At 38.2% G+C, this 22,960-nt stretch carries 17 protein-coding genes; all 17 read left to right on the forward strand.

Annotated features, from left to right (window positions below; translation table 11 throughout):
- The first annotated feature begins 353 nt into the window (after positions 1-353).
- The 17 genes from ABLV78_RS08170 (at position 354) to ABLV78_RS08250 (ending at position 22,944) form a co-directional block, all read left to right on the forward strand.
- Positions 354-983, forward strand: coding sequence for a phosphatase PAP2 family protein (locus tag ABLV78_RS08170; protein WP_045391862.1), 630 nt, complete (start codon positions 354-356; stop codon positions 981-983).
- A 921-nt stretch (positions 984-1,904) separates the two neighbouring features.
- Positions 1,905-3,344 carry a capsule assembly Wzi family protein gene (locus ABLV78_RS08175; RefSeq protein WP_047046462.1) on the forward strand — a complete coding sequence of 480 codons (1,440 nt, stop codon included), beginning with the start codon at positions 1,905-1,907 and terminating at the stop codon, positions 3,342-3,344.
- A gap of 110 nt (positions 3,345-3,454) precedes the next feature.
- Complete coding sequence (locus ABLV78_RS08180; protein ID WP_047046465.1) at positions 3,455-4,591, forward strand: polysaccharide export protein; 1,137 nt, start codon at positions 3,455-3,457, stop codon at positions 4,589-4,591.
- A 2-nt stretch (positions 4,592-4,593) separates the two neighbouring features.
- Entirely contained in the window at positions 4,594-5,028 is a 435-nt protein-coding gene (locus tag ABLV78_RS08185; protein ID WP_072057560.1) for an arsenate reductase/protein-tyrosine-phosphatase family protein, read from the forward strand.
- 16 nt (positions 5,029-5,044) lie between these two features.
- Positions 5,045-7,198: a polysaccharide biosynthesis tyrosine autokinase gene (locus ABLV78_RS08190; RefSeq protein WP_047046468.1), complete on the forward strand. Its 2,154-nt coding sequence runs from the start codon at positions 5,045-5,047 to the stop codon at positions 7,196-7,198.
- Positions 7,199-7,290: 92 nt separating this feature from the next.
- Complete coding sequence (wbaP, locus tag ABLV78_RS08195) at positions 7,291-8,721, forward strand: undecaprenyl-phosphate galactose phosphotransferase WbaP (protein WP_047046471.1); 1,431 nt, start codon at positions 7,291-7,293, stop codon at positions 8,719-8,721.
- A 20-nt stretch (positions 8,722-8,741) separates the two neighbouring features.
- Complete coding sequence (locus ABLV78_RS08200) at positions 8,742-10,106, forward strand: right-handed parallel beta-helix repeat-containing protein (protein ID WP_047046473.1); 1,365 nt, start codon at positions 8,742-8,744, stop codon at positions 10,104-10,106.
- Between the two features lie 37 nt (positions 10,107-10,143).
- A complete protein-coding gene (locus tag ABLV78_RS08205; protein WP_047046476.1) occupies positions 10,144-11,370 on the forward strand; it encodes an O-antigen ligase family protein in 1,227 nt (408 codons plus the stop codon).
- Positions 11,363-12,409 (forward strand): glycosyltransferase family 4 protein, encoded by a 1,047-nt coding sequence (locus ABLV78_RS08210; RefSeq protein ID WP_047046479.1) that lies wholly within the window; start codon positions 11,363-11,365, stop codon positions 12,407-12,409. Before ABLV78_RS08205 ends, ABLV78_RS08210 begins: the two co-directional genes overlap by 8 nt.
- Positions 12,410-12,422: 13 nt before the next feature.
- Complete coding sequence (locus ABLV78_RS08215) at positions 12,423-13,406, forward strand: glycosyltransferase family 4 protein (RefSeq protein ID WP_059342077.1); 984 nt, start codon at positions 12,423-12,425, stop codon at positions 13,404-13,406.
- A gap of 61 nt (positions 13,407-13,467) precedes the next feature.
- A complete protein-coding gene (locus ABLV78_RS08220) occupies positions 13,468-15,009 on the forward strand; it encodes an MATE family efflux transporter (RefSeq protein ID WP_047046505.1) in 1,542 nt (513 codons plus the stop codon).
- Between the two features lies 1 nt (position 15,010).
- Positions 15,011-16,000 (forward strand): polysaccharide pyruvyl transferase family protein, encoded by a 990-nt coding sequence (locus ABLV78_RS08225; RefSeq protein WP_045391841.1) that lies wholly within the window; start codon positions 15,011-15,013, stop codon positions 15,998-16,000.
- Between the two features lie 55 nt (positions 16,001-16,055).
- The gene (locus tag ABLV78_RS08230; protein WP_047046485.1) at positions 16,056-17,477 is read left to right on the forward strand and encodes a mannose-1-phosphate guanylyltransferase/mannose-6-phosphate isomerase; all 1,422 of its coding nucleotides are present in this window, start codon (positions 16,056-16,058) and stop codon (positions 17,475-17,477) included.
- 16 nt (positions 17,478-17,493) lie between these two features.
- Positions 17,494-18,867: a phosphomannomutase CpsG gene (cpsG, locus tag ABLV78_RS08235; RefSeq protein ID WP_088389864.1), complete on the forward strand. Its 1,374-nt coding sequence runs from the start codon at positions 17,494-17,496 to the stop codon at positions 18,865-18,867.
- An 82-nt stretch (positions 18,868-18,949) separates the two neighbouring features.
- On the forward strand, positions 18,950-20,101 hold the full coding sequence (locus ABLV78_RS08240; RefSeq protein ID WP_348865394.1) for a glycosyltransferase family 4 protein: 1,152 nt from the start codon (positions 18,950-18,952) through the stop codon (positions 20,099-20,101).
- Positions 20,102-20,320: 219 nt separating this feature from the next.
- On the forward strand, positions 20,321-21,727 hold the full coding sequence (gene gnd, locus ABLV78_RS08245; RefSeq protein ID WP_045391829.1) for an NADP-dependent phosphogluconate dehydrogenase: 1,407 nt from the start codon (positions 20,321-20,323) through the stop codon (positions 21,725-21,727).
- A 155-nt stretch (positions 21,728-21,882) separates the two neighbouring features.
- A complete protein-coding gene (locus ABLV78_RS08250) occupies positions 21,883-22,944 on the forward strand; it encodes a glycosyltransferase family 4 protein (protein WP_047046493.1) in 1,062 nt (353 codons plus the stop codon).
- Positions 22,945-22,960 lie beyond the last annotated feature (16 nt).

The following is a 22,960-nucleotide window of genomic DNA, read 5'->3' on the forward strand; positions in this document are numbered from 1 at the left end:
GAGATTCTTATTTATTCGGTTCATTAATTGCAATGAAGAGTTTTCATCTCAGTTGAATCTTATTGAGTACATAGATGCGATGGCTGATTGATGATTGTCGTGCGTGAAGCAGTCATTTGGTCAGATGAGTCAGAAAATTGCTTAACTGATAGTTGCTTAGTGCGCTCTTTCTTAAGCAAGCGCACTGTAGCACAGTTAGAGATGCGAAATAAAACTTGACTGAGATCATGTTTAGCCATTAAACAACGGTGATGTATGCATATAAACGTAACGTTAATGGATGAATATGCCCATAAGGAATTCATGGATAAGATACAGGGAAAAGGGATGTATCGTCAGAGGATGAAGCGTAAATGAACTGGCAATTTGTCTCGTTTTTTGGCGATAGTACCGTGTTGCTTCCTAGCGCAGTGGTGCTGTTCGCGGTGCTGGTGCTGCGTAAAACATCCCGGACTCTGGCCTGGCAATGGGCGCTGCTCTTTGGGATTACGGGGACTGTCGTGTGCATTTCAAAACTGGCCTTTATGGGCTGGGGAATTGGCATACGGGAAATCGATTTTACCGGTTTCAGCGGACATACCGCACTCTCAACCGCCTTTTGGCCAATACTCTTATGGCTGTTAACTTCTCGTGCTTCATCATCCCTGCGCTGGGGGGCCGTGCTTCTGGGCTTTATTCTGGCGGGTATTGTGGGTTATTCCCGATTGATGATTCATGCACATTCGGTATCTGAAGTGGTGAGTGGATTTATTCTGGGGGCTTGTGGAAGTTTGACTTTTCTGCTGTTGCAATGGCGTACGTCGGCTTTTCGTTCTGCGCAGATTTCATGGATGGGGGCGTTGAGCGTGGTAATTATCCCACTCATATTATTAAACACTGGGGTTAAAGCACCGACGCAGTCGTTGTTAGGCGAGGTTGCAACCATGATCGGACCATTTGAGAAGCCGTTTACCAGAGCCGATCTACATAAGCATATATATTAATCATACTATTTCGATAAGTTTACGGGTTAACAGTTGGCGTGATTAGTATGATAAATGGCGTATCCATAGTTAACTAAGGGATTTTAGAATCGTGGCTTTCATAATGGTGAAACATAATAATGTTAACAGGATCTTTGAAAGCGCGGTTCGGTATGTTATTACGGATAAGATGATTCTTAAATGAAAAGAGAATAACGGAAATCAGAGTTATCGTTCTGGAACCCAAAAAAGAAGTGGGTGATGATATCTATCATATTTTGTAGTTGACTACTGCATGGGTATTTTTTTACTTAAACATGGCATTTATTTTAATTGCTTTAAAATCATATGGTTACCATGGTTCATTCTTAGGGTGGTAATAAAGTGGTCAGCTGGTGAGGGATGCCATTAAATAATCTTATTAACAGATGAACCCTTGCCAGTAAAAATGAAAAATATCGTTTTATCCGCTTCGTGGGGGTGAATTTATACTCCCAATTAACAGAAGAATCTCGTAAACTCGAGGCGGTAAAAATAATTGCTGTGGTTAATTCACCAACAGTCGATGTAAAGAAAATTCCTGGGTAAGAGGTACAGTGCGTTGGTAGCTGTTAAGCCAAGGGCGGTAGCGTATCCTGACACTCACGGTACCCAATGTTTTGAATACTCACCATACGCATAGCGACGTTGTCAGACTTCTGATCATGTGCACATTATTGAGCCCATGAAAGTAGCCTTGGCAACCAATATCGCTTACATTATGAATGCATTAAGTTCACATCCGTTTGCAGCAAACCGCTCGTACCTGAGGATGTTGTCCATCGAGGCAATGGATCGCTGTTGTAAAAAATAGGCTTGTCGAACTCATAAGCTCCTGATTCTTAAAAATCCCCATTGCCGTACCCACCTGGTGGGAAGGGACTCGTAAATGGAACTTGAACAATGATAAAAATTGCTCGTATCGCACTTGCTTTGGGTCTGGTTGCATCAGTTAGCTCGCAGGTATATGCAGCAGGGTTGGTGCAAAATGATAATGAACTTCGCAACGACCTGGCGTGGTTATCCGATCGCGGAGTCATTCATCTAAGTCTCTCCACCTGGCCGCTCAGCCAGGAAGAAATTACCCGAGCACTGAAAAAAGCAAAACCTTCATATTCCTCTGAACAAGTTGTCCTGGCGCGCATCAATCAACGCCTTTCTAATTTGAAGGCGGATTTTCGCGTAAGCGGCTATACGTCAACTGACCAGCCTGGAACACCGCAGGGATTCGGCCAAAGCCAACCAGCAGATAATTCTCTCTCTCTTGCCTTCAATAACAGCGGTGAATGGTGGGATGTGCATCTGCAGGGGAATGTCGAAGGCGGCGAGCGTATTAGCAATGGATCACGTTTTAATGCCAACGGCGCATATGGCGCAGTCAAGTTCTGGAATCAATGGTTATCATTCGGCCAGGTGCCCCAGTGGTGGGGCCCTGGTTATGAAGGTAGCTTGATTCGTGGCGATGCGGCAAGACCGATGACCGGTTTTTTAATGCAACGCGCTGAACAAGCTGCTCCTGAGACATGGTGGTTGCGCTGGATTGGTCCGTGGCAGTATCAGATTTCCGCAAGCCAGATGAACCAATACACGGCCGTACCTCATACCAAAATTATCGGTGGCCGTTTTACCTTTACTCCGTTCCAGTCACTTGAGCTTGGCGCTTCACGCATAATGCAGTGGGGTGGGGAGGGACGTCCTCAATCGTTTAGCAACTTCTGGGATGGATTCACCGGCAAAGACAACACCTCAGCCAACGACCCAAATGAACCGGGCAACCAACTTGCCGGTTTTGATTTTAAGTTTAAGCTCGAACCTACTCTGGGCTGGCCGGTGAGTTTCTATGGCCAAATGATTGGCGAAGATGAGTCAGGATTCTTACCTTCCGCGAATATGTATCTTGGTGGTATTGAAGGTCACCACGGCTGGGGTAAAGATGCGATTAACTGGTATGTGGAAGCGCATGATACCCGTACCAATATGAGTCGCACTAATTACAGTTATACCCATCACATCTATAAAGATGGTTATTATCAGCAAGGCTATCCACTAGGTGATGCGATGGGGGGAGATGGCCAGTTGTTTGCAGGCAAAGTTGAGTTGGTGACTGAAGATAATCAGCGCTGGAGTACCCGTCTGGTGTACGCGAAAGTGAACCCGGAAAATCAGACTATCAATAAAGCGTTTCCTAATTCAGACACCTTAAAAGGGATACAGTTGGGCTGGAGTGGCGATGTCTATAAATCTGTTCGATTGAATACTAATCTTTGGTACACCAATGCCGATAACAGCGATAGCGACGATGTTGGTGCCAGTGCAGGGATAGAGATTCCATTTAGTTTATAGGCTGGATGCTGAGAAGAGGGTAGGGATTACTGATTGTGAATTGTTAATCGGTAAAAACTCAGACGGCAAATCAGTAATTGAAAAATTTGGTTTATTGATGATGTGACATTATGAAGAAAAAAATTGTTAGGGTTTCAGCAGTGGCATTGGCAATTAGCTTTTTGACAGGGTGTACTATTGTTCCGGGTCAGGGGCTGAACAGCTTACGCAAAAATGTAGTTGAACTTCCGGATAGCGATTATGACCTGGATAAGTTGGTGAACGTTTATCCAATGACGCCGAGGTTAGTGGAGCAGCTTAGACCTGAGACTGTGCTGGCTCGCCCAAACCCTCAGTTAGATAACTTATTGAAAAACTATGAGTATCGTATTGGGGTGGGGGATGTGCTGATGGTCACTGTTTGGGATCATCCAGAGTTAACTACTCCAGCTGGCCAGTATCGTAGTGCAAGTGACACCGGCAACTGGGTGAATTCTGACGGCTCAATTTTTTATCCTTATATAGGTAAAGTTCAGGTAGCAGGAAAACCGTTGAGTCAAGTTAGACAAGAAATAGCGAGCAGATTGACAACATACATCGAGAGTCCACAAGTCGACATCAGCGTGGCAGCTTTCCGCTCTCAAAAAGCATATGTTACAGGTGAAGTGGTTAAATCAGGCCAACAACCGATAACCAATATACCGCTGACAGTTATGGACGCAATAAATAACGCGGGCGGCTTAGCACCTGATGCTGATTGGCGAAATGTAGTCCTGACACATAATGGCAAAGATACTAAGATTTCATTATATGCTCTGATGCAAAAAGGAGATTTAACTCAAAACCACTTACTGTATCCGGGTGACATTTTGTTTGTACCAAGAAACGATGATCTCAAGGTATTTGTGATGGGAGAAGTGGGCAAACAAAGCACCATGAAAATGGATCGAAGTGGAATGACGCTCGCAGAAGCTCTAGGGAATGCAGAAGGAATTTCCCAAGCAATGAGCGATGCAACAGGGGTATTTGTAGTTCGCCAGCTTAAAGGTGATAAGCAGGGTAAAATTGCTAATATTTACCAACTTAATGCTCAAGATGCATCCGCAATGGTATTAGGGACTGAATTCCAATTACAGCCATATGACATTGTTTATGTTACAACAGCTCCGCTGGTTAGATGGAACCGCGTTATTTCACAATTGGTACCAACAATTAGTGGGGTTCATGATATGACTGAAACTGTTAGATATATCAAAACGTGGCCATAATAATGTTTGATTCTATATTAGTGATCTGTACAGGTAACATTTGTCGCTCTCCAATAGGAGAGCGAATACTACGTAGTATTTTTCCAGATAAAAAAATTGATTCCGCTGGTGTTGGCGCATTGGTAGGTCATGCAGCAGATAATTCAGCGATAAGGGTAGCTAGTAACCATGGCATATCCCTGGAAGGGCATAAAGCAATACAATTTACTAGTGCTTTGGGTCGACAATACGATCTGCTACTTGTAATGGAAACTGAGCATTTAGAACAAGTTAGTCGAATCGCGCCGGAGGTTAGAGGCAAGACAATGCTACTTGGACATTGGTTGCAAGGAAAAGAAATCCCCGATCCTTATCGCAAAAGCGATGAGGCGTTTGAGTCGGTGTATCGATTAATAGACCAAAGCTGCCAGCACTGGGCAGAGAAACTAGGTAGATAATTCAGGAATTTTCTGCATGGCATCATTAAATAACAATACTTCGCAAGATAGTAACGACATTGATTTCGGGCGGCTGATTGGTGAGTTGATTGACCATAAAAAACTCATCATTGCTGTTACTGCTGGTTTTACAGTACTGGCGGTATTGTACTCACTGTTAGCTACCCCAATATATCAAGCAAATGCTTTAATCCAAGTTGAACAAAAACAAGGAAATGCACTTTTAGATAGTCTCAGTCAGATGTTGCCTGATAGTCAACCTCAGTCTGCACCTGAAATAGCATTACTACAATCACGAATGATTCTTGGCAAATCAGTTGATGATTTAAATCTTCAGGCTCAGACAGAACAGATTTACTTTCCCGTGTTTGGGAAAGGTTTATCCAGAATACTAGGTGAAAAACGAGGCAAAATAAATGTATCCAGGCTGTATTTGCCAAAAAGCCTGAAGGGCGATACACCTGAAATCATACTGACAGTTAAGGATAAAAATAATTACCAAATTGAAAGTGGTGATTTGGTCATTAATGGAGTCGTGGGTAAATTGATTGAAGATAAAGGAATATCATTATTAGTTCAATCAATCGATGCAGAACCGGGAACACAATTTAAAATAAGATATTTGCCAAGGCTATTAGCAATAAGTAACCTTCAAGACTCATTTAGTGTTGTCGATCAAGGCAAAGATACCGGGATGCTTAATTTGACATTAACCGGAGATGATCCTGAGCTTATTGCTCATATGTTAGATAATATTAGTCAAAATTATCTATCCCAGAATGTCGATCGGCAAGCAGCACAAGATGCAAAGAGTTTAGAGTTTTTGAGTAATCAGTTACCGACTGTTCGCTCTGACTTAGATGCTGCAGAAGATAAATTGAATGCTTATAGGAAACAAAAAGACTCAGTTGATTTGTCTATGGAGGCAAAATCAGTACTTGATCAAATTGTAAATGTCGATAACCAATTGAATACGTTGACATTCAAAGAGGCTGAAATTTCGCAGTTATATACGAAAGAACATCCTACATATAAAGCGTTAATGGAAAAACGTAAAACTCTGCAACAAGAAAAAGGAAAACTAAGTAAGCGCGTAAGCGCGATGCCATCAACGCAGCAAGAAGTACTTCGATTAAGCCGTGATGTTGAGTCAGGTCGAGCTGTTTATATGCAGTTGCTCAACCGGCAACAAGAGTTAAGCATTGCTAAGTCGAGTGCTATTGGTAATGTCCGTATAATTGATCAGGCAATAACAGAACCAAGTCCGGTGAAACCTAAAAAAATCCTTGTTATAGTAATCGGAATTATATTGGGATTATTTATTTCGGTAGGACTCGTATTGGTTCGTGTCGTTCTGCGTAGAGGAATCGAATCTCCTGAACAATTAGAAGAACTCGGTGTAAATGTTTATGCAAGTGTACCGGTGTCTGAATGGTTAACAAAACAAAATACCGGAAAAATCAAACGCAATAAAAATCAATCTAGTACTTTACTTGCTGTAGAGAATCCAGCTGATTTGGCTGTGGAAGCTATCCGAAGTTTACGCACCAGCCTTCACTTTGCAATGATGGAAGCAAAGAATAATGTTCTTATGATTTCAGGTGCTAGCCCTAATGCAGGTAAAACTTTCATTAGTACTAACTTAGCTGCAATAATTGCTTTGACAGGAAAAAAAGTTCTTTTTGTGGATGCCGATTTACGTAAGGGGTATGTACACAAAATGTTGGGCAAACAGCATGCCAAGGGACTATCTGAGATATTATCTGGTCAAGAATCAATTGAAAAAGTCATCGAACGAGTTCCCGGTGGTGAATTTGATTATATTGGCCGTGGACAAATTCCTCCGAACCCTGCTGAATTGCTAATGCATACTCGCTTCTCTGACATGATCGAATGGGCATCAAGTAATTATGACCTTGTAATTGTCGATACACCACCAATCCTTGCGGTTACCGATGCTGCTATCATTGGGCGCTATGCAGGAACAACATTGCTTGTTGCTCGTTTCGAGGCTAATACTACGAAAGAAATCTCAGTAAGTGTTAAGCGCTTTGAACAAAGTGGTGTAAATGTTAAAGGTTGTATATTGAATGGTGTGTTAAAGAAAGCAAGTAGCTATTATGGTTATGGATATAATCATTATGGTTATTCATACTCAAACAAAGAATAATAAATTATTATGATATTAAAGGTGAGCTACTATAGCTCACCTTAAATATTGTCATATACAATTTAAATCTCTATGTGTACACAGAGGGAGCTATGACGCACTTTTCTAAAAATATAACTTGCAGCGTAATCCTAGCGCTTGCCGATTTTTTTGGCTTTGTTCTCTCTTTATATCTTTCCTTAGGAATACTTTCAGTTACGCTAACTCACTTTGAAGAACGTGTACCAGAAGAACAAATATCCGGTTGGGTTGCTTTACATTGGTTGCTAGGAGTATGTTGCATATGCTGGTATGGAGTACGACTCAGACATTATTTTTATCGGAAAACATTTTGGTTTGAATTAAAAGAAATATTGCGTACATTAATAATTTTTGCTGTTATAGAAATCGCTGTCATTGCATTTGCAAAATGGTATTTTTCAAGATATGTCTGGTTGCTGACATGGTTATTTGCCCTTGCATTAGTCCCGTTGTCAAGAATCGCTGCAAAATGGGTGCTCAAAAAGATCGGGTTATGGCTCAGAGATACCTGGATTATTGGCAGCGGTAAAAATGCATTAGATGCATATAATGCGATACAAAGTGAAAAAAATCTCGGTTTAAATATTGTTGGGTTTATTTCAGATAGTGAGCAGCAGGGGTTAATAAAAGAAAAATTAAAAAATGCAAATGTTTTGAAGCCCGAAGAAAACTGGCTGAATAGCATTGATAAAAGAACACAGTTCATCGTTGCAGTAGAATCAAATCAAGGCGATGTGCGAAATGCATGGTTACGAGATTTTATGATCAAAGGATACCGATACGTATCGGTTATACCAACATTGAGGGGTGTGCCACTCGATAGTACGGATATGTCATTTATTTTTAGTCATGAGGTAATGATATTCCGTGTTCAACAAAATTTAGCGAAACTGTCGTCAAGAATACTTAAACGAACCTTTGATATTATAGGGTCAATAAGTATTATAGTGATATTATCACCGCTTCTTATATATATCAGCCATAAAGTTAAAAAGGATGGTGGCCCGGCAATTTATGGTCACGAACGAGTAGGGAAAGACGGGAAATCTTTTAAGTGTTTGAAATTTCGTTCAATGGTTGTTAATTCAAAGCAGGTTTTGGAAGAGTTACTTCTTTCAAATGCTGATGCCAAAGCGGAATGGGATGCGACATTTAAATTAAAAAATGATCCAAGGATTACCAAAATTGGCCAATTCCTGAGGAAAACAAGTTTGGATGAGTTACCTCAGTTGTTTAATGTGTTAAAAGGCGAAATGAGTCTGGTTGGACCGAGGCCAATTATCACAGCTGAGTTAGAAAGGTATAACGATGAAGTGGAGTACTATCTTCTGAGCAAACCAGGAATGACTGGATTATGGCAGGTAAGTGGTAGAAGTGATGTTGACTATGACACCCGTGTATATCTTGATGCCTGGTATGTTAAAAATTGGTCAATGTGGAATGATATAGCCATATTATTCAAAACAATTACAGTAGTTTTGAAAAAAGATGGTGCTTATTAACTATTGCTGTGGGTGTGAACATGAATAGAAGAGCTTTCTTGTTATCAACGATTTCTAGTGTAGCATTAAGCAGTCAGTTTGCGCGCGCAGTAACAGTAAATAATACTAAAAAAAATTTATCAGAATTTTTTAAAAACCAAAATAGTAAGAAGATTTTAATCCCTCCTGGTGACTATTACTTTGACGGTACATCTATAAACATTGACTCGATGTCAGAAATAATTTTTTCGGATGGGGCTAATATTTATATTGATGCACATAAGAGTAATCGTAGTGCTGCGATATTTAATATTGCAGGTGCTAAAAATATACAAATTTCAGGAGGGAACTTCATTGCTGAAGATGATTTGATAGTAGTTGTGCAGTGTGTGGATTATGTTGAAAATATTACTGTAAAAAAAATTAAGTGTATAGGGTGTAGGATTTTTTCTTCCAAAATGACACAAAGATACTCTGATATTCTTATTGAAAGAATAAGTCAGGATATCAATGTGTCATCTTGTAGTGCTAATGCAAAACAAATAAAAACTAATCATGCCTGTATTGAACTTAGTTATATCAATGGAGGGCGGTGTGGTAATAATATAATATCAGCTTTCTATCATGGAATTATGTTCTGGGGCGGTGATTCGAATCCCGTTAAAGATGGGGAACCGCATAATGAAAGAAAATGCACAGCATTAGTAATTAATAATAATATAATCCGTGATGTCAGATTAGGCGGGATTTGGGGGTCAATGGGGGAACGTGTAAGCATTACTGCGAATTATGTAGAAAACGGTGGTGATGTGGGTATTGATTTTGAGGGCTGTAATAATAGTATTGCTAAAAACAACATCGTCAAAAATTTTAAGCATGGATGTCTAGCAACTTTTTTTATATGTAATAATATTATATTTAAAAATAATCTTGCACTTAACTCGGGTCTTTATGGGAAATCAATCGCGGCTATATTTAATGCAAGTCAAAAACCACTTAATAAAAATATTAACTTTATCGGTAATGTGTTTGTTAGTGAAGGTTTGATTTCATATTTTAAACAAAATGGTGCGACTGATTACCTGAATGTTAGAAATAATTATTTTGGCAATGTAATTGTTGATTTTACTAGCAATAACAATGGTGATATTGACATTTCTGATAATAAGTTTAAATACGATACTATAATTGATAAAATGGCTAGTACAATTAGGGTTGGAAACGTTAAGAAAGCAAGTGCAAGTATAAAAATCGCTAATAATACATTCATAAACATACCATCTGAAAATTTTAAAGCTATACAGTTTTTTAAGATTGAATCAAATAAGAAATTGAGCGTAAAAACCAATAACAATGTATTAAATAATGTTTTGATTAACAAAGACCAAATATCATATCAGAATTGATGTTTTGAAATTAAGAATATAAAAATGGATAAGAAATATGAGTAGGTTAAAAGATGCACTGCTTTTCATAACATTTGCGATCCCCAAAGCAGGTGCTAAAATCGGAGGGTTCCCACTATATATTTCGCTGTTGAGTAGTATGTATTTTATGTTCATGGGAGCCTTGCATGCACTGACAAGACCGAAAGAACTCTTACTCGCATTAATACCATTAATATTGTTATTGCTTTCATTTTTAATAAATCAATCTTCATACAATGCATTGTTTTTTTCGGGCTCACCATTTTTACCATTGTCATCTCAAATAGCATATATTAGTTCGATGTTTGCTTTTTTTTGTTATTATGGTGCTCTTGGTATCAACAATGCTGATAATTGGAAACGTTATTTAAAATTAATTTTTTACATCCTTGTTATTTATGCTTTAATGCAAAAAATTATTGGTGACTATACTGTGGTTATCCCCGGCATTACAGCAAATTTTCAGGATGCAGTAACGCCAAACTTTCTTGCAGACAAAAATAACATGATTTGGGGGATACATTATCTTAAAGCTACATCCACATACCAAAATGGTAATGTATTTGGCGCGAATCTATTACTAATTGGTTTCGCTGTTATTGCAAATTTAAGAAATGAGTTAAAAGGAACACTTGTCCCATTATCTTTGCTTGGGGTCGTCGTGTTATTGACAGCCTCAGCATCAATATACCTTGGAATGATTGGGGCACTTTTATGGATGTTTTTTACTGCAGAAAAAAAATCCCCAATGGCATTGATAGTAATGCTACTTGTAATCGTAGTCTCGGCAGTAATGTTTTTGATTTTATTAAATACCGATAATATTTTTTCAAAAATAATATATGAAAGATTGGTTAACCGTGACTTAAGTCAAGGGAGCGGGAGAATTGAAAAGATTATATCCTATATTGATATTATTACCGAACATCCATTAATTTTGCTAAATGGTATGTTATCTTACAATAGAACATTTTATGAGATTTATGAAGTTCTTCCGGCATCAATAGCACAAATTTTTGGTGTGCCTATGGTTTTATATTTCTTGAGTTTTATTTTTATTAAGTTAAAACCGTTGTTGAGATCGCCTTACATTTTGCCGTTTGTCGCATATTTTTGCGCCGCATTGTCAGATGGTGCTTTTTGGTTGCCACCGACTGCTACGAATCTTTTTATTATTATGGGGTTATGTACAGTTTGGTTTAATCAAGAGTGTAAAAATAAAACTGAAGGTGCTAATGATTAATAAAATTAAAACAGCGGTTGTTTTTACTGCATCAATCGTGGGTGGTCATGAATTAATGGCTATAGCTCATATAAAGCGATTTCTTAATAAAGGGTTTAGTTTATCATGTTTTGTACCAGAGGATAATTCTCAACTAAAAGAAATCCTTACAAATCAAAGCGTAGTATATGATACGCATGCAGTATGTCATAAAAGATTGGAAATTCTGCACTCTTTTTTAAATCTAAAATATAGAATGCGGGCAAGACATTTTTTAAAAAAAATAAGTGCTGATTATGATTATATTGTCATTATTCAAGGTGATATTGAGTTAGGTTCTGTATTAATAAATGAAGGGGCGGTTATTTGTAAAGACAAAATAATTAGTTATATCCCTTATACACATCGCTTTTCTTTAATGGGAAGCAAGTTTGCCTTAGTTAAGGATATTTTGTCCAACATCGTTTATAAAAGATGCAACAAATACATCACAATAAGCAATGTATTTGCTAATGAGCTGAAGAAAAGAAATTCAAATGCTCGTGTAAAAGTATTACGTAATGTTATAGTTAATTTTAACCCTGAGAATGTAAGAGGAAGTGGTTACACATACCATCAAAGTGAAAATGAATTTGTTTTGCTAATGGCCGGAAGAATCTATTTTCGGCAAAAAGGGCAACATCTACTGATTGGTGCTTTGAGAAAAATTAATGTCAATAAAAACATAAGAGTTAAGGTTATTGGTGATGGCCCAGACCTTAAAAAAATGAAGGAGATGTCAGACACACTGAGTTCTAATGTGACGTTTGAATACATGGGCTGGAAGAATAATATATGGGACTATACCAAGGATGTGGATGCATTAGTTTTACCTTCATTGTATGAAGGAGTACCGCTCGTCATGCTTGAAGCAATTAAGGCAAATGTCTCGATTATAGCTCCTGCCCGTGATGGCATGCTTGATTATATACCTCAGATTTATTTATATAAAACTGGTAGTGAAGAAGAAGAAATAGACGCTTTATCGATAAAGCTGCAAGATATTATAAGTGGCAACTAACCAATGGATATTTATGAAAAACATTCTAATTGATGACCGATGGTCAGGTTCAGGCGGAATCGGAACATTTGCTGAAGAAATTAATAAAATAACAAATTATAAGAGTGCGGGTTTCACCGGCAAACCATTCAGCCCTGTTGATTGCATAAAAACATCGTTAAAGATGCTGAAGATGCGTGATGGTATAGTTTTTTTTCCAGGCTATATTCCTCCATTATTTTCCAGAATACCATTTGTGTTTACAATCCATGATTTGAATCATTTGGAGCGTCCTGAAAATTCGAGTCTATTAAAAAAAATATTCTATAAGGTTGTTATAAAAAGAGGATGTCGAAAAGCTAAGTATATTTTTACTGTTTCCGAATTTTCTCGACAAAAAATCATCCAATGGTCCGGAGTTCCTGCTGAAAAAGTTGTAAATGTAGGGAATGGAGTATCCAACAATTTTCGACCAAATGGACAAAAGAAAGATTTTGGATATCCTTATTATTTATGTGTCAGTAACAGGAAAAGTCATAAGAATGAGGTTGGAACAATTCAGGCTTTTGCCAGAGCAGATATCCCTAAAAACGTAAAACTTGTTTTTACTGGCAAGAAAACAGATGAGTTAGCGACTCTCATCGAAATCAATGAGCTTACTGATAGGGTTGTATTTACTGGTTTTGTCAAAAACGAAGAATTACCTGAGCTTTATCGTGGTGCAGAAGGATTGATTTTCGTCTCCTTCTATGAAGGATTTGGTCTCCCTGTTATTGAGGCAATGGCAAGTGGTATACCTGTAATTACCTCCAAAACAACCTCCCTCGGTGAGGTTGCTGGCGACGCAGCACTTGTAGTTGACCCTGAGAATATACAGCAAATAGCAACTGCAATATCTAAATTACATTCTGATATTGAACTTAAAACCCAACTCATTAGTAAAGGCTCAAAACAGGTCGGTAAATATTCCTGGAGTGCTACCGCAGAACTTGTTAATAAGTATCTAACAAGTAGTTGAGAGTATAGAAATCGTAAAACAAGAATGAAATTTTTCTGTGTTGACGATAATGTTGGTAAAAATGAGTGAAAAATACGCTACAAATAAAAAAATAGTTGCAAAGAACACATTCATGCTTTATGGCAGGATGTTACTAATAATGTTTGCAACTTTTTATACCTCACGCTTAGTTTTAAATGCGCTTGGGGTTTATGACTTTGGGCTTTACAGTGTCATTGGCAGTATTATCGTTTTATTTTCGTTCATTCAAAACGTATCAGCTTTGGCAACTCAAAGGTTCCTGTCAGTTGGTTTAGGTAGAAGGGACTTTTCCTGGACTAAAAGAGTCTTTTCGACAAGTATATTGGTCCATTTCATAATATGTGGTGCCGTTTTATTCCTCGCTGAAACAATTGGGTTATGGTTCTTAATCTATAAATTAAGAGTTCCCGTTGAGCGTATGACAGAAATATTTTGGGTGTACCAGTTGTCTGTCATATCTCTGCTTATTCAGATCATGCAAACACCATTTATTGCAGCGTTAATTGCAACTGAAAAGATGGATTTGTTTGCTAAGATAGGGATATTTGATGCTATTCAGCGCTGGGGCATGGTGTATTTATTTACCTTGTTCGAATTCGACTCGAAATTAATATGGTATGCTACATTCTTGCTTTTTGGATATATATCAGTGTTTTTTGTCTATTTTGTTAGTTGCATTAAGAAAATAGATATATGTACTGTAAAGGTAAGTTTCAAAGAAAATAAAGAACTGCTCAAGGAAATACTATCCTTCTCGAGTTGGTCAATGATGGGCTCATTGAGTTTAGTCGGACTTTCTCAAGGTATTGCTCTCCTGACATATTTCTTTGTCGGAGTTGTGGCAAATGGTTCTGTTTGGTTAGCGGAGCAGGTGCTGATTGCATTTAACCGTGTCATAGGTACTTTGCAAACCGCATTCAATCCTCAACTGATAAAGCAGCATTCAACTGGAAATCACGAAGAGGTTTCGTCTCTTCTATCTTTATCCTGCAAGTTGACTGGCTTTATCGTACTGATTGCAGCAGTACCCGCCTTTGTAGATGCGCCTTTTGTTATTAACTTATGGTTGAAACAAGTTCCAGAACATTTGGTGGTGTTGGTAAGAATTGTCATACTGTATGTCATCATTGATTCTCTATCAGGACCTTTTGTTACCGTAGCATACGCAGTGGGAAAGTTGCGGAACTATCAGTTAATAGCATCATTAATAATGCTTTTAACTTTGGTATTAACATATGCTCTTTACTCTTTGGGTTTTGCATTGGTTGTGGCGGTGTCTAGTCGTATACTTTGTGCAGTTGCAATGCTTATGTTCAGAGTTTTGTATGTGGAAAAAGTAACTGGATTAAATAGTAAAATATTTTTCCTTAATATTTTCCCGCGCTTATTTTCTGTTTCTGTAATATCATTTGCAATTTCATTTTACATTAACACCGTACTTCCTGTAGGTTTTTTAGGATTACTGCTTCTAATCGCCTTAAACACAATCTCAGTGGCTATACTCTTTTTCTATTTGGTGCTAATTAGTTCAGAAAGAAAATATTTAACATCTTTAATAAAGAAAAAATTAGGTAGGAAATAACATGCAAGTAAACAATACTCAATATGGCGTCCTGACGTACGAAAGTGACATCTATGTCAAAAGAAACTGGATCAATCTGGGTGATTATGTACAAAGTACAGCAGCACGCCAGTTTTTACCTTGCGTGAATGAGTATATACCACGAGATCATATGAATACTTATAGTGGTAATAAAGTAAAAATGATCATGAATGCGTGGTATATGGATATACCAGAAAACTTTCCGCCATCTGAAGATATAACTCCTTTATATGTGTCAATCCATATTAACTCTACTATTGTAGATAAAATTTTCACACCTGCGAGTATTGCGCACTTTAAAAAACATGCGCCGATAGGTTGCCGTGATTTTTACACTCGTGATTTGCTGATCTCAAAAGGGATTGATGCGTATTACTCAGGCTGTATGACACTTACGTTGGGGAATAAATATAAACGGGATAATGTTACTGATGATATTTATTTTATCGATGTGATGTATGACTCAATGTCATTACCAGAGTTAATGAGCCAACCATTACGTTTCGGAAAACGCTTGCTAAATGGTCGGGCATTTGAATTTAATCATAGAAGCAAAGTACTAAACCAGTTTTTTGATAGTGAATTACTCAAGCATGCTAAACATGAAAAACAGATCATTCCGTACCTTTCCGCTGACGAAGGTTTTAAATTAGCCGATGATTTTCTGAGGAAATTGGCTAATGCAAAACTGGTAGTAACCTCCAGGATTCATACTGCTCTTCCATGCCTGGCTATGGGCACTCCAGTTATTTTTGTAAATGGTGGTTTTAAAAATAAAGTTGATAACTGCCGTTTCGATGGGTTATTTGACTTCTTTAATAGAATTGACGTCGATATGAATGCCAATGCGACTGCTAACTTCGAATTTGATGGTAAGAAAATAGGTATGAATACTATTATTAAAAATAAAACATTGCATGAACAATATGCTAATGAATTAGCGGATAAATGCAGAAGTTTTGTTGTGTAATTTTATTCTAAATGTCTCTTTATCGAACTGTAAATATATTAAATGAGGTTAAGTCATGATTCTCCCAGTGATAATGGCTGGAGGTACTGGTAGTCGTTTATGGCCGATGTCGCGAGAGCTATATCCAAAACAGTTTTTACGTTTACACGGCGAGCAATCAATGCTTCAGGAGACAATTACTCGCCTTAATGGTTTAGAGACTAAAGAACCTATTGTGATATGTAACGAACAACATCGTTTTTTAGTCGCAGAACAACTACGTCAAATCGAAAAGCTATCTAATAACATTATCCTTGAACCAATTGGACGTAATACGGCTCCAGCAATTGCACTTGCTGCATTACACGCAGTAGCACATGATGATGATGATCCATTGCTACTTGTTTTGGCCGCGGACCACGTTATTGAGAATAACGATGCTTTTCAAGCTGCAATCAACAGCGCTGTAGTTTATGCAAATCAAGGGAAACTTGTAACGTTTGGTATTGTGCCTACTGGCCCTGAAACGGGATATGGTTATATCCAGCGTGGTAACGAAGAGCATTTCGATAATCATATAGCTTATGATGTAAAACGTTTCGTTGAAAAACCTAACTTGCATACAGCACAAGAATATTTGGACAGCGGTGAATATTACTGGAATAGCGGTATGTTCATGTTTCGAGCAAGACGCTTTCTGCAAGAGTTGGATGAGTTCCGTCCAGATATTCTTAGCTCATGTAAAAAGGCAATGCAGACTGTGCATACCGATTCTTTACGTGATTTTATTCGTGTTGATAAAGATGCTTTTATTGCTTGCCCTGATGAGTCAGTTGATTATGCTGTAATGGAAAAAACGCAATCTGCATCTGTAGTACCACTGGATGCAGGTTGGAATGATGTTGGTTCATGGTCAGCACTGTGGGAAGTCAACGATAAGGATGGTCAAGGTAATTCACTATCCGGGGATGTTTTTGTTCATGATTCTTCTAACTGTTATATAAATAGCGAAGAACAACTAGTAGCTGCCGTTGGGGTTAACAATCTGGTAGTAGTCAGCACCAAAGATGCTGTGCTCGTTATAGATAAATCACAGGTGCAAGACGTTAAACGTGTAGTTGAACATCTTAAAATGACTTCGCGTAGAGAGTATAGGATCCACCGTGAATCCTATAGCCCTTGGGGGCATAGTGATAAAGTGGTTAATACAACTAAATATCACATTAACAAAGTTACAGTTAAACCGGGCGGTAAGTTTTCTTTGCAAATGCACCACCACCGGGCCGAGCACTGGATTATATTATCAGGAACAGCGAAGATTACCTTAAACGAACGTGAGTTTTTGCTTACTGAAAACCAATCAACATTTATTCCTGCTGGTTCGACTCATATGCTGGAAAATCCAGGGAAAATAGATCTTGAAATCCTTGAGATTCAATCTGGTTCATATTTAGGTGAAGATGATATTGTTCGTCTAAAAGATCATTATGGAATTTGATTAAACGGGGAAAATGATGGAATTATTAACCTGCTTTAAAGCGTATGACATTCGCGGCAAGTTAGGCTCGGAACTTACAGAGGACATCGCATACCGTATTGGTCGTGCATATGGTGAGTATCTTAAGCCTAAAAAAATGGTTGTCGGAGGCGATGTTAGACTAACTAGTGAATCCCTTAAACTTGCCCTTGCCAAAGGATTGCAGGATGCTGGTACTGATGTTTTAGACATTGGTTTATCGGGTACTGAGGAGATTTATTTTGCTACATCTTACCTCGGTGTTGATGGCGGAGTGGAAGTAACAGCCAGTCATAACCCAATTGATTATAATGGAATGAAACTCGTCCGCGAGAACTCAAAGCCAATCAGTGGTGATACTGGGCTAAGGGAGATCCAGCGTCTTGCCGAAGAGAATAATTTTGCTATAAATTCATCGCAGCCTAAAGGTAGTTATCAATCCATTTCTATATTAGATGCATATATTGATAAGTTATTGAGCTATATCAATCTTCATAATATCAATAGAACGCTAAAATTAGTTGTTAACTCTGGTAATGGCGCCGCTGGTCATGTTATTGATGCCCTTGAGAAGCGCTTTATAAAACATAATGTTCCTGTTGAATTTATAAAGGTGCACCATGAACCCGATGGGACCTTCCCAAATGGTATACCAAATCCATTATTACCAGAGTGTAGAAAAGATACCACTGACGCTGTCATAAAAAATAATGCTGATATGGGTATTGCATTCGATGGTGATTTCGATCGATGCTTCCTGTTCGATAATATGGGTAACTTTATCGAAGGCTACTATATTGTTGGTCTTTTGGCTGACGCATTTCTTGAAAAGAATCCTGGTTCTCGTATTATTCATGACCCGCGTTTAAGCTGGAATACAATTGATATTGTAAAAAATGCTGGCGGTATTCCTGTGATGTCTAAAACAGGTCATGCTTTCATTAAAGAACGTATGCGTGCAGAAGATGCAATATACGGCGGCGAAATGAGCGCCCACCATTATTTCCGCGATTTTGCCTATTGCGATAGCGGAATGATCCCATGGCTCCTTGTCGCTGAATTGCTCTGTATCAAGGATAAAACGCTAAACCAATTAGTTAGTGCACGGATGCAAGCTTATCCTGCCTCTGGAGAAATCAACAGCTCCCTTAGCGATCCGCAATCCTCGATCAAACGGGTTCTTGAGCGATATCAGAATGAAGCTCTTGATATTAATTACACGGATGGTATAAGCCTTGAATTTGCGGACTGGCGCTTCAATCTACGTAGTTCTAACACTGAGCCTGTCGTTCGCTTAAATGTGGAATCCAGAAGTGATGTTACTTTAATGAAAGAAAAAACTGCAGAGATTTTAGCCTTGTTAAGGGCTTAAATTTAAATTACTAAAGGTGCTTTTCAAATCTGGAGCACCTTTATATTTTGCATGTTAAATTATAAATGTACGATGGATTTTTATGCGCGATTTAAATGTTGGTATTGTTGCTGATTGGTTTATTACTTATGCTGGTTCTGAAAAAGTAGTAGCGGAACTTATTAAATCATATCCAGAATCACACTTGTATTCTGTTGTGGATTTTCTTTCCTCTGAAAATAAAAAACACTTTCAGAATAAAGAAATAACCACAACATTCATTCAACGCCTCCCAAAAGCGAAGAAAAAATATCAAACATATCTTCCTTTAATGCCATTAGCGATTGAGCAACTTGATGTATCCAGCCATGATATCATTCTTTCTAGCAGCCATGCTGTTGCTAAAGGGGTTTTGACGGGGCCTGATCAACTGCATATTAGTTATGTTCATTCCCCTATAAGATATGCATGGGATCTCCAGCATCAATATCTACGGGAAGCAGGTTTAGATCATGGAGTCAAAGGAATGATTGCAAAATTGATTTTGCATAAAATGCGCATGTGGGACTACCGTACTGCAAATGGCGTTGATCATTTTATTGCTAACTCACAATTTATCGCGCGGCGGATTAAAAAAGTTTATGGGCGAGAGGCTGATGTCATTTATCCGCCTGTTGATGTCAATCGCTTTCTTCTGAATGAAGCTAAAGAAGATTATTACTTTACCGCATCACGCCTTGTTCCATATAAGCGTATTGATCTGATAGTTGAGGCTTTCAGTCACATGCCAAACCGTAAACTTGTTGTTGTTGGTGATGGGCCGGAAATGCAAAAGATAAAGTCTAAAGCCACGGCTAACATTGAAATCCTGGGTTATCAATCAAATGAAGTCATGCAAGAACATATGAGAAATGCTAAAGCATTTGTTTTTGCGGCAGAAGAAGATTTTGGAATTACTCCTGTTGAAGCGCAGTCTTGTGGGACGCCTGTTATTGCGTTTGGCAAAGGTGGTTCACTTGAAACAGTAAGACCATTTGGTGTAGATAATCCAACAGGTATCCTTTTTGACAAACAGGATATAGGTTCTGTCATTGATGCTGTCCAAAAGTTTGAAACTATGCAGGATCAAATTCTTCCTAATGATTGTCGTGCTCATGCGCTAAAATTTTCAACCGAGCGGTTTAATCAGGAAATTTCTGAATACGTCAATTCTAAATATTGTGAATTTGTGGAAAATAAAAAAATTATCTATTAATAAATGAATAAAAACTAAGCAATTTTGTGCAACTTGGCTTTTGTTGCGGTAATGGTATTAAAAGGCAGAATTAAAACCAATAATTTTCAATGGGTTATGGCTGCCATTCTTAATTTGTGAACATTTTTACACTATACGTCATACAGGCTTTGAGCTAATATAAACATCACATTTAAACTGCGAACGTGTCGCAGTGACCACACCAGACAGGAGTAAGTAATGTCCAAGCAACAGATTGGGGTTGTTGGTATGGCGGTGATGGGCCGAAACCTTGCGCTCAACATCGAAAGTCGTGGCTATACCGTCTCTGTTTTCAATCGCTCCCGTGAAAAGACTGAAGAAGTTATTGCTGAGAATCCAGGCAAAAAATTAGTCCCTTATTTCACAGTGAAAGAGTTTGTTGAATCTCTGGAAACCCCTCGACGCATCCTGTTGATGGTTAAAGCCGGTGCCGGCACTGATAGTGCTATTGAATCTCTTAAGCCATACCTGGAAAAAGGCGACATCATTATTGATGGGGGTAATACTTTCTTCCAGGATACTATCCGTCGTAATCGTGAACTCTCTGCTGAAGGGTTCAATTTTATCGGGACAGGTGTATCCGGCGGAGAAGAAGGTGCGTTGAAAGGCCCTTCAATTATGCCGGGTGGTCAAAAAGAAGCTTATGAACTTGTTGCGCCAATTCTTAAACAAATTGCTGCTGTTGCGGAAGACGGTGAACCTTGCGTAACTTACATCGGAGCTGATGGGGCTGGCCATTATGTTAAGATGGTTCATAATGGTATCGAATACGGTGATATGCAACTTATCGCTGAAGCCTATGCATTGTTGAAAGGTGGTTTAAATCTTTCTAACGACGAATTGGCGGAAACTTTCACCAAATGGAATGAAGGTGAGCTAAGCAGTTATCTTATTGATATTACAAAAGATATCTTCACCAGGAAAGATGAAGAAGGTAATTATCTGGTAGATGTTATTCTTGATGAAGCCGCGAATAAAGGCACCGGTAAGTGGACAAGCCAAAGTTCTCTCGATTTAGGCGAACCTTTGTCCCTTATTACGGAATCAGTTTTCGCTCGTTATATCTCGTCCCTAAAAGAGCAGCGTGTTGCAGCGTCTAAAGTCTTGACGGGCCCACAGGCTAAACTTGCCGGTGATAAAACTGCATTTATCGAGAAAGTCCGTAGAGCATTATATTTAGGTAAGATTGTTTCTTACGCCCAAGGTTTTTCTCAGTTGCGAGCTGCCTCGAATGAGTATCATTGGGATCTCAACTACGGTGAAATTGCTAAAATTTTCCGTGCAGGGTGCATCATTCGTGCTCAGTTCCTTCAGAAGATCACCGATGCTTATAATCAGGATGATAAAATAGCCAATCTGTTATTAGCCCCGTACTTTAAACAGATCGCTGATGATTACCAGCAGGCATTACGTGATGTCGTAGCTTATGCGGTGCAAAATGGGATCCCTGTTCCGACATTCTCAGCTGCTATTGCTTATTATGACAGCTATCGCTCTGCTGTATTGCCAGCGAACCTAATTCAAGCTCAGCGCGATTACTTCGGCGCACATACTTATAAGCGCACTGACAAAGACGGTGTGTTCCATACTGAATGGATTAACTAAGTTAGTAATGATTTGCTATCTAAGCCCTGTTTTTACAGGGCTTTTTTTTATCTATATCTGTTTAGATATTATATTTTGTTCGAAAATGGTTTTTTTCAATTTATAATCCTGTCATAATGAGTGTCTTATAATAATAAACCTCAAGTAGGTCGCTAATGATTTATGTTAATGGTCGTTTTCTTACTCAAAAACTTACCGGTGTGCAGCGATTTGCTTATGAAATGACTCTTCGGTTATCGAAATTGAGACATAATGTTGTGGTCTTGGTACCCAATATGTCCGCCATTGATAAAAGCTATAACATTTCAGGTTTTAATATTAAAGAAATCTCAGGGGGTAGAGGCCATTTCTGGGAACAATTCACATTACCTCTTTTTTTAAAAAAACAAAAAGATTGCATGCTAATCAACTTATGCAACACTGGTCCTTTGCTTTTCAAAAGGCAGATTATTACGCAACATGATATTACTTATATACGTTACCCAGAAAGCTTTTCATTTGGCTTCAGATGGTTATATTCATTAATAACCCCTATTTTACTAAAGAACTCTAAATTAATAGTGACGGTTAGTGATTTTTCTAAAAGTGAGCTAGTAAATTATTATAATTGTGATGCCAGTAAGATTCATATTATTCCGAATGCTGTGAGTAATAATTTTTTTAAACCACATGACAGTACGGTTAAGACTAATGAGATTCGTGGATGTGACTACTTCCTGACTGTATCCTCGGTTAATCATCATAAAAATATTCATGGTCTTATTGAAACTATACTATCTGCAGATTTAAATATAAACTTGAAGATAATAGGTGACAGGAACACAGTGTTTAATTGTGTAAATATAAAAACTAATGATCCAAGAATAGATTTTTTAGGGCGTGTATCTGATGATGAACTTATTTCATTATATAAAGGTGCGAAAGCTTTTATATTTCCATCCTTTTATGAAGGATTTGGTATACCCCCACTGGAAGCTCAATCATGCTCTTGCCCAGTTATTTCTTCAAATAGAGCTTCCCTCAAAGAAACCTTAGGTGATAGTGTATTGTACTTTGATCCAGACTCAAAATATGAGCTTATCAAAGCTATCATAAAATTAAACAATAGCGCTGAAGACCGTAAGTTGTTGATTAGTAAAGGTAGAGCAAATGTGCTGAGATACTCCTGGGAGCGTTCCGCTGAAACACTGAATATGCTTATTACTAAAGTTGAATAGCTTATTCACTATACAC

The organism is Klebsiella sp. CN_Kp075 (assembly GCF_040065055.2).
Taxonomy (GTDB): Bacteria; Pseudomonadota; Gammaproteobacteria; order Enterobacterales; family Enterobacteriaceae; genus Klebsiella; species Klebsiella aerogenes.

What these genes read in the sequence shown, in the direction of transcription:
- ABLV78_RS08225 (WP_045391841.1), top strand. Translation starts at nt 15,011, where the DNA reads ATGCAAGTAAACAATACTCAATATGGCGTCCTGACGTACGAAAGTGAC.
- ABLV78_RS08220 (WP_047046505.1), top strand. Translation starts at nt 13,468, where the DNA reads ATGAGTGAAAAATACGCTACAAATAAAAAAATAGTTGCAAAGAACACA.
- ABLV78_RS08200 (WP_047046473.1), top strand. Translation starts at nt 8,742, where the DNA reads ATGAATAGAAGAGCTTTCTTGTTATCAACGATTTCTAGTGTAGCATTA.
- ABLV78_RS08170 (WP_045391862.1), top strand. Translation starts at nt 354, where the DNA reads ATGAACTGGCAATTTGTCTCGTTTTTTGGCGATAGTACCGTGTTGCTT.
- ABLV78_RS08185 (WP_072057560.1), top strand. Translation starts at nt 4,594, where the DNA reads ATGTTTGATTCTATATTAGTGATCTGTACAGGTAACATTTGTCGCTCT.
- ABLV78_RS08175 (WP_047046462.1), top strand. Translation starts at nt 1,905, where the DNA reads ATGATAAAAATTGCTCGTATCGCACTTGCTTTGGGTCTGGTTGCATCA.
- ABLV78_RS08250 (WP_047046493.1), top strand. Translation starts at nt 21,883, where the DNA reads ATGATTTATGTTAATGGTCGTTTTCTTACTCAAAAACTTACCGGTGTG.
- gnd (WP_045391829.1), top strand. Translation starts at nt 20,321, where the DNA reads ATGTCCAAGCAACAGATTGGGGTTGTTGGTATGGCGGTGATGGGCCGA.
- ABLV78_RS08240 (WP_348865394.1), top strand. Translation starts at nt 18,950, where the DNA reads ATGCGCGATTTAAATGTTGGTATTGTTGCTGATTGGTTTATTACTTAT.
- ABLV78_RS08215 (WP_059342077.1), top strand. Translation starts at nt 12,423, where the DNA reads ATGAAAAACATTCTAATTGATGACCGATGGTCAGGTTCAGGCGGAATC.
- ABLV78_RS08205 (WP_047046476.1), top strand. Translation starts at nt 10,144, where the DNA reads ATGAGTAGGTTAAAAGATGCACTGCTTTTCATAACATTTGCGATCCCC.
- cpsG (WP_088389864.1), top strand. Translation starts at nt 17,494, where the DNA reads ATGGAATTATTAACCTGCTTTAAAGCGTATGACATTCGCGGCAAGTTA.
- ABLV78_RS08190 (WP_047046468.1), top strand. Translation starts at nt 5,045, where the DNA reads ATGGCATCATTAAATAACAATACTTCGCAAGATAGTAACGACATTGAT.
- ABLV78_RS08210 (WP_047046479.1), top strand. Translation starts at nt 11,363, where the DNA reads ATGATTAATAAAATTAAAACAGCGGTTGTTTTTACTGCATCAATCGTG.
- ABLV78_RS08180 (WP_047046465.1), top strand. Translation starts at nt 3,455, where the DNA reads ATGAAGAAAAAAATTGTTAGGGTTTCAGCAGTGGCATTGGCAATTAGC.
- wbaP (WP_047046471.1), top strand. Translation starts at nt 7,291, where the DNA reads ATGACGCACTTTTCTAAAAATATAACTTGCAGCGTAATCCTAGCGCTT.
- ABLV78_RS08230 (WP_047046485.1), top strand. Translation starts at nt 16,056, where the DNA reads ATGATTCTCCCAGTGATAATGGCTGGAGGTACTGGTAGTCGTTTATGG.